Raw genomic sequence first — 11,899 nt, 5'->3', positions numbered from 1 at the left:
TAACAAGGATGTCTGTGATGAAAAGCCTGCAAGGGTTGCCCCGTCTTATCAGTGCTTCGGTAGGCGCGCCCGGCAAAGCCCGCAACTTGCCCGCCGATGTGCAGTGCGTCCAGTATTTATTCAATCTGATCATTCCGAAAATGGGTTTCCCGCTGGCCGAAAACGGCAAGTGCGATGGCCAATTGGTGCAATGCATCAGCCAGTATCAATTCCGTCATCTCAAATATGCCCACCCTGATGGCGTGATCGACCCGACTGGTAAAACCTTCAACAGCCTGATCGAAGAAGCGGTGAAAGTGCCGGTGAAGGCGTTCCCGAGCATGCGTATCCCGAGCTTTCTGAATGTGTTCGGCAACAATCAGGGCGACGCAGTGCAGGCCACGGTCAATGTGTACCTGGACCGCATGCGCGCGATGATCGAGGCCGAGAAGCGCAACCGCCAATTGATGCTGCAGGCCACGTGCGACGGGGGCATGACCCTCAGCGAGACGGATTTCCAGAATGCCGCTACGCAGTTGGGTGGCGGTATTTCGGTGAACATCATCAAGGCCTTCGCCACGGTGGAATCCGGCGGCCGTTCGGGTTTCGGCCCGGCCAAGTTGCCGGTAATCGCGTTCGAAGGGCACCTGTTTCGCAAGTACACCAAGCACATCTACGACCAGGCGCATCCGCTGCTGTCCTACCCCTACAAGAAAAAAGCCGGGCCGCAGTGGCAGACCAATAACAAGGACCAGACCAAGGCCTGGGAAACCATGGCCACCGCGTTTGCGCTGGATCAGGAAGCCGCGTTGATGTCGGCGTCCTGGGGCATGTTTCAGATCATGGGCTTCAACTACGCGTCCTGCGGCTACAAGACGGTGTTTGAATTCTCTGCGGCATTAAAAGTGAATGCCGGTAACCAACTAAAGGCCTTCCTCGGTTTTTGCAGCAAGAGCCCGGCGTTGATGAAAGCCATGAAAGCCAAGGATTTTACCGGCATGGCGCGTAACTATAATGGCGAGGACTATGGCAACTATGACGTCCTTATGCAGAAAGCCTACGAGAAACTTGAAGGGAAAAAATAAGATGATCCGTTTTCTAGCGATGGGCCTGTTGTCGTTGTGCGCCGTAGCCCCTGCGTTTGCCGGTTCGCCCGCGTTGCATTCGGGCAAGTACGAAGGGCTGATGCTGGCGGTGACGCCTGAGCATCAGGTGGAAGGTTACTACTCGGAGGAGATGGGCGAAGGCGTGACCCGCAGTTGCGCGTTCTACCTGCAAGGCAAACCCGCGGCGTTGACCACCTGGGCCGACGCCACCTACCCCGGCAGCGTGGCACCCTCGTCCGATGGCGTGACCCTGACCGTGGCAGAAGGCCGCCAGCATCCGGGTTGCTTCAATGTGCTGATGCCGGAGATCGCCACCGGCCTGGACCTGAGCCAGACCGCCAACACGAAATGGATCGGCCTGGTGAAGGTGTCCGCCGACAAGGCTTACCTGCTGAAAAACCCAAGCGCCAAGGCCGCCAAGCGTCCGTACATCGTCAAGAATGACGTAGTGGGGGTCCTGGCCTTCAAGGATGGCTGGGCCCAGGTCGAGTTCATCAATGCCGATGATCGTTCGTTTACCGGGTGGATCAGCCAGGATCAGTACAGCCGTCTGGCGGCACCCAAAAGCTGATCAGCCGAAGGTTTCGCGCAACAACCCGGCAAACGCATCCCGTGCCAGGTGCCGCTGGGTGTCCTTGTGCCAGAACAGCAGGTTGTCCACCGCCTGCAGTTCCTCGAATCGGTACGACGCCAATTGGTTGGCCTGTTCATAGCGGGCCAGGATGCCCTCCGGCGCCAGTGCCACGCCAATTCCCGCACTGACACAACCGATGATCGTGCCCCAGCTGGCATAGCTGGCAATGGCCGGCTTGAACGCGTGGGGCTTGACCCAGTTCTCCAGCGCTGCCCGATAAGGGCAGCCGGGCGGCCATACCAGCAGGGTGCGGCCGGCCAGGTCTTCGGCGCTGTGGATCGGTGCGCTGGAAGCGCTGGCGATCAACACCAGACGCTCACTGTAGACCACGCTGTGTTCGAGCTTTGCGCGTTTGTTGCCCGCGGCCACCAGCGCCACGTCCAGGCGGTGGTGTTGCAGGTCATCGAGCAGTTCGCCCCAGGCGCCGGTCACCAGCTCCAGGCTGACATCCGGGTAGCGCCGATGGTATTCGGCCAGCAACGGCGGCAGGCGTCCGCTGGCGCTGGACTCCACAGCACCGATACGCAGGGTGCCACGGGGGATGGCATTGGCATCGACGGCGCGTTTGGATTCGTCCACCAGGGCCAGGATCCGTTCGCAATATTCCAGGAAGATCTCACCGGCCGCACTGATCGCCAGCCCGCGTCCGGCACGGATAAACAGCGGTGTGCCCAACTCGCTTTCCAGCTGCTTGATGCGCGTGGTGATGTTGGACGGCACACAATGCAATTGCACGGCGGCCTGGGCCACGCTGCCGGTTTGTGCCACGGCGCGCACCATTTTCAGTTGGGCCAGTTCCATTGCTCAGTTCCAGTGATTTCAGAAGTCAGAAACGGTTAATTGTCCTGCGCGTTGCTCGGGCGAAGACTGACGGCATTCCTTCCCCGTTTTCGGATGCCGTCGATGAACACCCCGTCACCCCTGAAGCTTACGCTAATCATCGCCAGCGTCATCCTCTGTTGGGCCTATTCGCCGATTGGCGTGCACACGGGCCTGCACAGCTACAGCCCTGGCCAGCTTGCGCTGTTGCGGTTTCTGATCGCCTCGCTGTTCATGGCCGGCGTGGCGCTGGTGCTCGGCATCGGTCGGCCACGCCTGCGGGATCTGCCGTGGCTGTTGGTATTGAGTTTTTTCGGCGTGTTCCTGCACCACACCAGCCTCAATTATGGGCAGCAATTCGTGACGGCGGCGGCGTCCAGTGTGCTGGCACAATCGGCGCCGCTGTTCAGCGTGTTGATCGCGTTCTTCTGCTTGAAGGAGCGGGTCAGCCTCTGGCGCTGGAGCTGCGTGCTGCTGGGGTTGCTCGGCGTGCTGGTGGTGATCTGGGGCGATCACGGCGTGGGTGATATTGACCCGCGCGGCTTGCTGATTCTGCTGGCGGCAGTCTCATGGAGCCTGTACTTCGCCATCCAGAAACACTACGCCCATCGCTACAGCCCGCTGACGATGGCGTGCTACATGGTCTGGGCCGGCACCTTGATGCTCTGCGTGAACCTGCCGGGCCTGCCGGCTGCGGTGGTACAGGCGCCGTTGCCCGAGAACCTCGCGGTGCTGGTGCTCGGGGTTTTCCCCAGCGCCCTGGCGTACCTGGCCTGGGGCTATGTGTTGAAACATGTCGAGGTCAGCCGCGCCTCGGTAGCGATGTACCTGATCCCCCCGGTGGCGATGACGATGGCGGCCACGCTGCTCGGTGAGCACATCGCCCTGCAAGTGGTGCTGGGCGGCGTGATCGTGCTGGCCAGCGTGGCCGCCATCAGCCTGGAGGGGCGCTGGCGGTCAGTCGCTCAGGCAAAACGCGCGCAGCCGGTGGCCATCGAGGTCCTGGGCGACGAAGGTGTAGCCGAAATCCAGGGTGGTCGGTGACTGGATGATGGTTGCGCCGCGCTCTACCCATTGATCATGCAGCGCGTCCACCGCGGCCTGGTCAGCCAGGGACAGGCCCACTTCGCCGCCACCCCCGGTGAGCCGGGCCGCCGGTTCCACGGTATGACGCGACCACAGCCCCAGCTTTACGCCATTGTCGAGAATGAACAGCGCGAAGGTCGGGTTGAGTTCCACGGGCGGCTTGTCCAGCAGGCGGCTATAGAAGTTGGCGCTGGTGGCCGGGCTGTCGACGTACAGCAGGAAGTAATGGGCGAGGGTGTTCATGCAGGCTCCTTGGGAATGCGTGTTCGATTCGATGGAGCCAAGTCTATAAGGCGGCATTGTCAGTTTCTGTCAGGAGTCTCACCGGTGTAGAGCCGGATGATCTGCTCGATCTCGCCCGACTGCTGCATGCGCAGCAAGGTGCGCAGGATCAACTGCACCGGCACATTCGGGTCGTTGCGCACGATGCAGCCCAGGCGCTGCTCATCAATCACCGCAACCTTGTGCAGCCGCTTGCCGACCGGCATGCGTTGGTTGAAACGCTCGAGTATCCATTCGTTGCTCACCGCAAACTTGAAGCGCCCGGCCACCAGTTTGTGCAGCACCTGCTCTTCGCTGCGCGCGTCGTCGCGGCTGAGCTGGCCTTTGGCGAACAGAGGGTCGAGGGACGTGTAGCGGTAGTTGAGCACAGTGCCGATGGCCTGCGGTACGAGTGTGTCCAGCTGTATCGGCTTCGGGGGGATGTGGGTGCTCACCAACAGGTTGCGCTGCACCATCAGCGGCACGCTCCAGACGTAATCGCCGGACGCGTCGTCGACCCAGGCCTGGGTGACATAACAGCGTACATCGATATCGCCATGCTCCATGGCGCTTGAGATACGCGCCCGTGCCAACACATGGAATTCGGCCGGCCGTCCGACCTGGGTAGCCAGGCTCAACATCAGGTCATACAAAATGCCCTGGGTGGGCCGGCCGCTGTCCAGTTGCACCATGGGCATCGCCCAGCTGTCGGAAACCGAGAAACGCAACGGTGCGGGCGCTGCCAGGCAAGCCGTGGTGATCATCCATAAAGCGCCCAGGACTACGCGCATACACACTCCGGGTTCAGGCCTTTTTGGGGCCAGCCAGGCAAGCTTAGTCAGATTAGGCGAGCGTGCCGGATGCAATTTCCCCCTTGCTCCGCTAGCATTACCGGCTTCCGCTTCCCAGTTGCGACGGTTTTCGATGAGTTATCAGGTTCTTGCACGTAAATGGCGTCCGCGCTCGTTCCGCGAAATGGTCGGCCAGACCCATGTGCTCAAGGCTCTGATCAATGCCTTGGACAGCCAACGGCTGCACCACGCCTACCTGTTCACCGGTACCCGTGGGGTGGGCAAGACCACCATTGCGCGCATCATCGCCAAATGCCTGAACTGTGAAACCGGTATCACTTCGACGCCCTGCGGCACCTGCTCGGTGTGCAAGGAAATCGACGAAGGGCGTTTCGTCGACCTGATCGAGATCGACGCCGCGAGCCGCACCAAGGTCGAAGACACCCGCGAGTTGCTCGACAACGTGCAGTACGCGCCCAGCCGTGGCCGCTTCAAGGTCTACCTGATCGACGAAGTGCACATGCTGTCCAGCCATTCCTTCAACGCCCTGTTGAAAACCCTGGAAGAGCCGCCGCCCTACGTCAAATTCATCCTGGCCACCACCGATCCGCAGAAACTTCCTGCAACGATTCTGTCGCGGTGCCTGCAGTTCTCCCTGAAAAACATGACCCCCGAGCGGGTGGTCGAGCATTTGACCCATGTGCTGGGCGTCGAGAACGTACCGTTCGAAGACGACGCGCTGTGGTTGCTCGGTCGCGCCGCCGATGGTTCGATGCGCGATGCCATGAGCCTCACCGACCAGGCCATCGCCTTTGGTGAAGGCAAGGTCATGGCCGCCGACGTGCGCGCCATGCTCGGCACCCTCGATCACGGCCAGGTCTTCGACGTGCTGCACGCGCTGATCGAAGGCGACGCCAAGGCGCTGCTCGAAGCCGTGCGCCACCTGTCGGAGCAAGGCCCGGACTGGAACGGCGTGCTCTCGGAAATTCTCAATGTGCTGCACCGTGTCGCCATCGCCCAGGCGCTGCCCGAAGGCGTCGACAACGGCCATGGCGACCGCGACCGTGTGCTGGCGCTGGCCCAGGCGCTGCCGGCTGAAGATGTGCAGTTCTACTACCAGATGGGCCTCATCGGTCGCCGCGACTTGCCCCTGGCGCCCGACCCGCGCGGCGGCTTTGAAATGGTGTTGCTGCGAATGCTGGCGTTCCGGCCCGCTGATTCGGCAGACGCGCCGAGACAGCCGCTAAAGCCAGTGGGGATCAGCCAGGCCACAGTTGATTCCGCCAAACCAGTGGCTGGCGCGGCGCAGGTCGCACCAGTGGTTGCTGCACCTGCACCGGTGCCTGAACCTGTGGCAGCTGCGCCAGTGGTCGAGCCGGCACCCATTGTCGAGCCCGAGCCGGTCGTCGACCTGCCCTGGAATGATCCGGTCGAAGCAGACGCCGAGGCCGAGCAAGCGCCCGCCGTGGAGCCTGTGCTGGAAACCAGCGGCGAGCAGCCCGAACTGACACCGATGCCCACGCCGACTCCGGATAGCGTGGTGCCGGATGCCCCCGAATGGGTGTCTGCCCCCGTCCCCGAGCCGACCGTGGCCCAGGTGGAAGCCGCCACGCCGGGTATCGACCTCGACGACGAACCGCCGCTGGACGAAGACTACATCGAGCCGGACATGGATTCGGCCTACAGCTACCTGGACGACCTGGCCAGCGAGCACACCGCCGAACCGGCCCCCGAGCCCGAAGCGGAACCCGCTGCGGCCCCCGCCACCGGCCTGGCCCTGCAATGGCTGGAGCTGTTCCCGAAACTGCCGATCTCCGGCATGACCGGCAGCATCGCCGCCAACTGCACATTGATCTCCATCGAAGGCGACCACTGGCTGTTGCACCTGGACCCGGCCCACAGCGCCCTGTTCAACGCGACCCAGCAGCGCCGTCTCAACGATGCGCTGAACCAGTACCATGGGCGCACGCTGACCATCGCCATAGAGCTGATCAAGCCAGAGCAGGAAACCCCGGCCCAGGCCGCGACTCGTCGGCGCATCAACCGCCAGCGTGAGGCCGAGGATTCGATCCATGCCGATCCGCTCATCCAGCAAATGATGCAACAGTTCGGTGCGGTCGTCCGTCACGATACTATTGAACCTGTCGAAGCCCCGGTGCCCCAGGCGTCATAAAACCGGGCTACTTATTGATCCACGTACTTTTGAGGTGATTCCCATGATGAAAGGTGGCATGGCCGGCCTGATGAAGCAGGCGCAGCAGATGCAGGAAAAGATGGCCAAGATGCAGGAAGAACTGGCCAACGCCGAAGTCACCGGTAAAGCCGGTGGCGATATGGTCAGCGTGGTGATGACTGGTCGTCACGACATCAAGCGCGTGAGCATCGACCCGAGCCTGCTCGAAGGCGTCAGCGATGATGACCGCGAAGTGCTGGAAGACTTGTTCGCCGCGGCCGTCAACGACGCTGTGCGCAAGATCGAAGCCAACAGCCAGGACAAAATGTCCGGCGTGACCGCGGGCATGCAACTGCCTCCGGGCATGAAGCTGCCGTTCTGATCGGCGTGCTTTAGCTAGACTCCAATGCCAGGCCTTGTGCCTGGCATTTTTGTTTGTGCCAATTGGATCGAACCCGGGCACGCCACGCATGGTCTGCACCCTATACCGATGGATTCGATAAAGGAGCCCCTTCATGCCTCAAGAACCGACCCTGAACCAGCGCATCGTCCTGGTCTCGCGCCCCCAGGGCGCACCCACCCCGGAAAATTTCCGCCTGGAACGGGTGAACCTGCCGGAGCTGGCAGACGGCCAGGTCCTGCTGAAAACCCTGTACCTGTCCCTCGACCCCTACATGCGCGGCCGCATGAGCGATGCACCGTCCTACGCGGCGCCGGTAGAAATCGACGAAGTGATGACCGGTGGCGCTGTCAGTCGTATCGAGCAGTCGCGTAATCCGAAATTCGAAGTGGGCGACCTGGTGGTGGGTGCTACCGGTTGGCAGAGTCACAGCATTTCCGATGGTCGCAACCTGATGCCGGTGCCCAAGGGCCTGGCCAGCCCGTCGATGGCACTGGGCGTGCTGGGTATGCCGGGCATGACGGCCTACATGGGCCTGATGGACATCGGTCAGCCCAAGGCCGGGGAAACCCTGGTGGTGGCGGCCGCGTCCGGCGCGGTGGGCTCGGTGGTCGGGCAGGTAGCCAAGCTCAAGGGCTTGCGTGTGGTCGGGATCGCGGGGGGCGCAGAAAAGTGCCGCTATGTAGTGGACGAGCTGGGCTTTGATGCCTGCGTCGATCACAAGAGCGCGACCTTTGCCGATGACCTGGCGCAGACGTGCTTCAAGGGCGTCGACATCTATTTTGAAAACGTCGGCGGCAAGGTGTTCGATGCGGTGGTGCCGTTGTTGAATCCGAAGGCTCGCATCCCGCTGTGCGGGCTGATCGCCGGCTACAACGCCCATGAAGCCCCCAGCGGGCCTGATCGTTTGCCGGCACTGCAACGTACCTTGTTGACCAAGCGTGTGCGCATCCAGGGCTTTATCGTGTTCGATGACTACGGTGACCGCCAGCCTGAATTCCTCAGCGCCATGGCGCCGTGGGTGCGCGACGGCAAGATCAAGTTCCGCGAGGATGTGGTCGACGGTCTGGAGCAGGCGCCCGAAGCCTTTATCGGTTTGCTGGAAGGGCGCAATTTCGGCAAGTTGGTGGTACGCGTCGCGCAGGATTGAGTATTTGACGCTAATCCGGGGCGCGGGTATAAACCGCGTCTCGTTGTTTTGTCGGACCCATGCCCATGAGCTTCAGCCCCCTGATTCGCCAACTGATCGACGCCCTGCGCACATTGCCGGGTGTCGGCCAGAAAACCGCCCAGCGTATGGCGCTGCAACTGCTGGAGCGTGATCGCAGCGGCGGCACCCGATTGGCCCAGGCCTTGAGCCAGGCCATGACCGGCGTGGGTCACTGTCGCCAGTGTCGCACCCTCACCGAAGAAGAACTCTGCCCGCAATGCGCCGACCCGCGCCGCGACGACACGCTGCTGTGCGTGGTGGAAGGGCCGATGGATGTATACGCGGTGGAGCAGACCGGCTATCGCGGGCGCTACTTCGTGCTCAAGGGCCACCTGTCGCCCCTGGACGGCCTTGGCCCGGAAGCCATCGGCATTCCGCAACTGGTGGCGCGCATCGAAGAGCAGGGCACCTTTACCGAAGTGATCCTGGCCACCAACCCGACGGTGGAAGGCGAGGCAACCGCGCATTACATTGCCCAACTGCTCACCAACAAAGGTCTGATCACCTCGCGCATTGCCCATGGCGTGCCGCTGGGTGGCGAGTTGGAATTGGTCGATGGCGGCACGCTGGCGCATTCATTCGCCGGCCGCAAACCTATCGCGCTCTGACTCCATGGCTTGATAACCAAGCAAGCGCTTGGTAATTTCGCTCCACCTCACCGTGGAGCTTGCCGATGTCTGCCTATCAGGACTACTTCGACCCCAGCCACCAATTGGTCCGCGACAGCGTGCGTCGCTTTGTCGAGCGCGAGATGCTGCCGGGTATCGAGCAATGGGAGGAGGCCGAAAGCTTTCCCCGGGAGTTGTACCTCAAGGCCGGAGCGGCGGGCATCCTCGGTATCGGTTATCCCGAAGCTTTCGGCGGCAGCCACGACGGTGATCTGTTTGCCAAGGTCGCGGCCAGCGAGGAACTGATGCGCTGTGGCTCCGGTGGCGTGGTGGCAGGCTTGGGGTCGCTCGATATCGGTTTGCCGCCGGTGGTCAAATGGGCCAGGCCCGAGGTCCGCGAACGGGTGGTGCCCCAGGTGCTGGCCGGCGAAAAGATCATCGCCCTGGCAGTCACCGAACCGGGTGGCGGTTCTGATGTGGCCAGCCTGCAAACCCGGGCCATTCGTGACGGCGACCATTACCGCGTCAGCGGTAGCAAGACTTTCATTACCAGCGGCATCCGCGCCGATTTCTACACCGTCGCCGTCCGCACTGGCGGGCCGGGCTTTGCCGGGATCAGCCTGCTGCTGATCGAAAAAGACACTCCCGGTTTTACCGTCGGCCAGCCCCTGAAGAAAATGGGCTGGTGGGCGTCGGACACGGCTGAATTGTTCTTCGACGATTGTCGGGTGCCCGTAGGCAACCTTATCGGCGCCGAAAACATGGGCTTTGCCTGCATCATGGGCAACTTCCAGAGCGAGCGCCTGGCCCTGGCGCTCATGGCCAACATGACCGCGCAACTGGCCCTGGAGGAAAGCCTCAAATGGGCCGCCGAGCGCGAAGCCTTCGGCAAACCCATCGGCAAATTCCAGGTGATCAAGCATCGCCTGGCGGAAATGGCCACCGCCGTGGAGGTCTCTCGGGAGTTCACTTATCGGCAGGCAGCAAAGATGGCCGCCGGTATCAGCGTGATCAAGGAGATATCCATGGCCAAGAACCTTGCCACCGACACCGCCGACCGCGTCACCTACGACGCGGTGCAGATCCTCGGGGGCCAGGGTTATATGCGTGGCAGCCTGGTGGAGCGGTTGTATCGCGACAACCGTATCCTCTCCATCGGTGGCGGCACCCGTGAGGTAATGAATGAAATCATCAGCAAGCAGATGGGCTTCTGATCTTTAGTGCCTTTCAGTGCCTCATCGGGGGCAAGCCCCCTCCCACACTTGACCGGTTCACAGATCAAAATGTGGGAGGGGGCTTGCCCCCGATGGCGTCAGCCCAGGCAAGCGTTATTGTTCAGTCAGCGCAAACTGCGTCAGGCAGAATGTCGCAATCCCCATGTCCTCCAAACGTTGCGACCCCCCCAGCTCCGGCAAATCAATGATCGCCGCGGCCTCGAAGATCTTCGCGCCCATGCGGCGTACCAGGTTCGCCGCCGCGATCAGGGTGCCGCCGGTGGCGATCAGGTCATCGAACATCAACACCGAGTCGCCTTCGCACAGGCTGTCGGCGTGCACTTCGAGGAAGGCCTCGCCGTACTCGGTCTGGTAACCCTCGGCCAGCACGTCAGCGGGCAGCTTGCCCTGCTTGCGGAACAGGATCAGCGGCTTGTTCAGTTGGTAGGCGATGATCGAACCGATCAGGAAACCCCGCGCATCCATGGCGCCGATATGGGTGAAATCGGTCTCAACGTAGCGGTGGGCAAAGGTGTCGGCCACCAGGCGCAGGGCTCGGGGCGATTGGGACAGCGGCGTGATGTCACGAAAGATCACCCCGGGCTTGGGGAAGTCGATGACGGGACGGATCAGGGATTTGATGTCGAACGAATCGAAGGTCATCGTCGAAGAGTCCTGGGGCTGGAAACGGACTCGAAGTATACCTGCGGCCTCGCCGGTTGGCGCGGCCGCAAGTGTCTGCGTCAACCGTCTAACGAACCACCGGCCAGCGCGCACAACTGGATAGGGTCGAGGATATGCACTTCCTTGCCTTCGGCGGCGATCAGCTCGTTCTGCTGGAAACGGGTAAATACGCGGGACACGGTTTCCACCGCCAGGCCCAGGTAGTTGCCGATTTCGTTGCGCGACATGCTCAGGCGGAACTGGTTGGCCGAGAAACCCCGGGCACGGAACCGCGCCGACAGGTTGACCAGGAAGGTCGCGATGCGCTCGTCGGCGGTTTTCTTCGACAACAGCAGCATCATTTGCTGGTCGTCACGAATCTCGCGGCTCATTACGCGCATCAACTGGCGGCGCAGTTGCGGCAATTGCAGGGCCAGCTCGTCAAGGCGCTCGAAGGGGATTTCGCACACCGAGGTTGTCTCCAGCGCCTGGGCCGACACCGGGTGGATCTCGGTGTCCATGCCCGACAAGCCCACCAGTTCGCTGGGCAGGTGGAAACCGGTGAGCTGTTCTTCGCCGCTGTCGCTCAGGCTGAATGTCTTCAACGCACCCGAGCGTACTGCATAAACGGAATCGAACTTATCGCCCTGGCGAAACAGGAACTCGCCTTTTTTCAGCGGGCGACCACGTTTAACGATCTCGTCCAGCGCATCCATGTCTTCCAGATTCAACGAAAGTGGCAAGCAGAGGGGGGCCAGGCTGCAATCCTTGCAATGAGCCTGGCTGTGAGCGCGCAGTTTAACTGGCTCGGACATTTCTTAAATCCTTGTGGGAAAACACACATAAGACGTAAGGGTAACGCACTGTGGGCTGGTGAGGCCAGCGTGTACAAAAAACCAGCAACGGTATAAAGAATTTTGTGTCGCCGCCGATACAAAGTCACGAATCCTTGAGC

Annotated in this window: 13 protein-coding genes; 8 read left to right on the top strand and 5 right to left on the bottom strand. The window is 61.8% G+C overall.

The window, feature by feature from the left end:
• Nucleotides 1–17 precede the first annotated feature (17 nt).
• Together BM110_RS20015 and BM110_RS20010 are read left to right on the top strand one after the other, a co-directional pair.
• Entirely contained in the window at nucleotides 18–1,064 is a 1,047-nt protein-coding gene (locus BM110_RS20015; RefSeq protein ID WP_058427350.1) for an N-acetylmuramidase family protein, read from the top strand.
• Nucleotide 1,065: 1 nt separating this feature from the next.
• Nucleotides 1,066–1,656: a hypothetical protein gene (locus BM110_RS20010; protein ID WP_093514049.1), complete on the top strand. Its 591-nt coding sequence runs from the start codon at nucleotides 1,066–1,068 to the stop codon at nucleotides 1,654–1,656.
• On the opposite strand, the gene BM110_RS20005 is transcribed toward BM110_RS20010, so the two are convergent.
• Nucleotides 1,657–2,520, bottom strand: a complete 864-nt coding sequence (locus BM110_RS20005; protein ID WP_071491380.1) for a LysR family transcriptional regulator — start codon at nucleotides 2,518–2,520, stop codon at nucleotides 1,657–1,659. It abuts the gene before it with no gap.
• 102 nt (nucleotides 2,521–2,622) lie between these two features.
• Here BM110_RS20005 and BM110_RS20000 point away from each other — a divergent pair, with 102 nt between their 5' ends.
• On the top strand, nucleotides 2,623–3,582 hold the full coding sequence (locus tag BM110_RS20000; protein ID WP_093514048.1) for a DMT family transporter: 960 nt from the start codon (nucleotides 2,623–2,625) through the stop codon (nucleotides 3,580–3,582).
• Here the strand turns inward: BM110_RS20000 and BM110_RS19995 are convergent.
• Nucleotides 3,496–3,867, bottom strand: coding sequence for a VOC family protein (locus tag BM110_RS19995; protein WP_071491378.1), 372 nt, complete (start codon nucleotides 3,865–3,867; stop codon nucleotides 3,496–3,498). The genes BM110_RS20000 and BM110_RS19995 overlap by 87 nt on opposite strands.
• Nucleotides 3,868–3,926: 59 nt before the next feature.
• Nucleotides 3,927–4,676: a substrate-binding periplasmic protein gene (locus BM110_RS19990; protein ID WP_093514047.1), complete on the bottom strand. Its 750-nt coding sequence runs from the start codon at nucleotides 4,674–4,676 to the stop codon at nucleotides 3,927–3,929.
• Between the two features lie 133 nt (nucleotides 4,677–4,809).
• Between BM110_RS19990 and dnaX the strand changes: the two genes are divergently transcribed.
• The 5 genes from dnaX (at nucleotide 4,810) to BM110_RS19965 (ending at nucleotide 10,281) form a co-directional block, all read left to right on the top strand.
• The gene (gene dnaX, locus BM110_RS19985) at nucleotides 4,810–6,849 is read left to right on the top strand and encodes a DNA polymerase III subunit gamma/tau (RefSeq protein ID WP_092242809.1); all 2,040 of its coding nucleotides are present in this window, start codon (nucleotides 4,810–4,812) and stop codon (nucleotides 6,847–6,849) included.
• Nucleotides 6,850–6,892: 43 nt separating this feature from the next.
• On the top strand, nucleotides 6,893–7,231 hold the full coding sequence (locus BM110_RS19980) for a YbaB/EbfC family nucleoid-associated protein (protein WP_017527493.1): 339 nt from the start codon (nucleotides 6,893–6,895) through the stop codon (nucleotides 7,229–7,231).
• Nucleotides 7,232–7,364: 133 nt separating this feature from the next.
• A complete protein-coding gene (locus BM110_RS19975; protein ID WP_092242811.1) occupies nucleotides 7,365–8,399 on the top strand; it encodes an NADP-dependent oxidoreductase in 1,035 nt (344 codons plus the stop codon).
• A 65-nt stretch (nucleotides 8,400–8,464) separates the two neighbouring features.
• On the top strand, nucleotides 8,465–9,067 hold the full coding sequence (gene recR, locus BM110_RS19970; protein ID WP_015885312.1) for a recombination mediator RecR: 603 nt from the start codon (nucleotides 8,465–8,467) through the stop codon (nucleotides 9,065–9,067).
• 65 nt (nucleotides 9,068–9,132) lie between these two features.
• On the top strand, nucleotides 9,133–10,281 hold the full coding sequence (locus tag BM110_RS19965; RefSeq protein ID WP_092242814.1) for an acyl-CoA dehydrogenase family protein: 1,149 nt from the start codon (nucleotides 9,133–9,135) through the stop codon (nucleotides 10,279–10,281).
• A 114-nt stretch (nucleotides 10,282–10,395) separates the two neighbouring features.
• Here the strand turns inward: BM110_RS19965 and BM110_RS19960 are convergent, their stop codons facing one another.
• Nucleotides 10,396–10,944 carry an adenine phosphoribosyltransferase gene (locus BM110_RS19960; protein ID WP_093514046.1) on the bottom strand — a complete coding sequence of 183 codons (549 nt, stop codon included), beginning with the start codon at nucleotides 10,942–10,944 and terminating at the stop codon, nucleotides 10,396–10,398.
• Between the two features lie 80 nt (nucleotides 10,945–11,024).
• Nucleotides 11,025–11,759: a fumarate/nitrate reduction transcriptional regulator Fnr gene (gene fnr / locus BM110_RS19955; RefSeq protein ID WP_071491372.1), complete on the bottom strand. Its 735-nt coding sequence runs from the start codon at nucleotides 11,757–11,759 to the stop codon at nucleotides 11,025–11,027.
• Between the last annotated feature and the right edge of the window lie 140 nt (nucleotides 11,760–11,899).

The organism is Pseudomonas sp. NFPP28, from assembly GCF_900115535.1.
Lineage (GTDB): Bacteria > Pseudomonadota > Gammaproteobacteria > Pseudomonadales > Pseudomonadaceae > Aquipseudomonas > Aquipseudomonas extremorientalis.
The sequence above is the reverse complement of the archived record's forward strand: the minus strand, read 5'-3'. Positions and strand labels throughout refer to the sequence as shown.

Excerpts from the sequence above, each read along its gene's own strand:
- BM110_RS19965 (WP_092242814.1), top strand. The coding sequence starts at position 9,133 with ATGTCTGCCTATCAGGACTACTTCGACCCCAGCCACCAATTGGTCCGC.
- BM110_RS20005 (WP_071491380.1), bottom strand. The coding sequence starts at position 2,520 with ATGGAACTGGCCCAACTGAAAATGGTGCGCGCCGTGGCACAAACCGGC.
- fnr (WP_071491372.1), bottom strand. The coding sequence starts at position 11,759 with ATGTCCGAGCCAGTTAAACTGCGCGCTCACAGCCAGGCTCATTGCAAG.
- dnaX (WP_092242809.1), top strand. The coding sequence starts at position 4,810 with ATGAGTTATCAGGTTCTTGCACGTAAATGGCGTCCGCGCTCGTTCCGC.
- BM110_RS19990 (WP_093514047.1), bottom strand. The coding sequence starts at position 4,676 with ATGCGCGTAGTCCTGGGCGCTTTATGGATGATCACCACGGCTTGCCTG.
- BM110_RS19995 (WP_071491378.1), bottom strand. The coding sequence starts at position 3,867 with ATGAACACCCTCGCCCATTACTTCCTGCTGTACGTCGACAGCCCGGCC.
- BM110_RS20000 (WP_093514048.1), top strand. The coding sequence starts at position 2,623 with ATGAACACCCCGTCACCCCTGAAGCTTACGCTAATCATCGCCAGCGTC.
- recR (WP_015885312.1), top strand. The coding sequence starts at position 8,465 with ATGAGCTTCAGCCCCCTGATTCGCCAACTGATCGACGCCCTGCGCACA.
- BM110_RS19960 (WP_093514046.1), bottom strand. The coding sequence starts at position 10,944 with ATGACCTTCGATTCGTTCGACATCAAATCCCTGATCCGTCCCGTCATC.
- BM110_RS20010 (WP_093514049.1), top strand. The coding sequence starts at position 1,066 with ATGATCCGTTTTCTAGCGATGGGCCTGTTGTCGTTGTGCGCCGTAGCC.
- BM110_RS20015 (WP_058427350.1), top strand. The coding sequence starts at position 18 with ATGAAAAGCCTGCAAGGGTTGCCCCGTCTTATCAGTGCTTCGGTAGGC.
- BM110_RS19980 (WP_017527493.1), top strand. The coding sequence starts at position 6,893 with ATGATGAAAGGTGGCATGGCCGGCCTGATGAAGCAGGCGCAGCAGATG.
- BM110_RS19975 (WP_092242811.1), top strand. The coding sequence starts at position 7,365 with ATGCCTCAAGAACCGACCCTGAACCAGCGCATCGTCCTGGTCTCGCGC.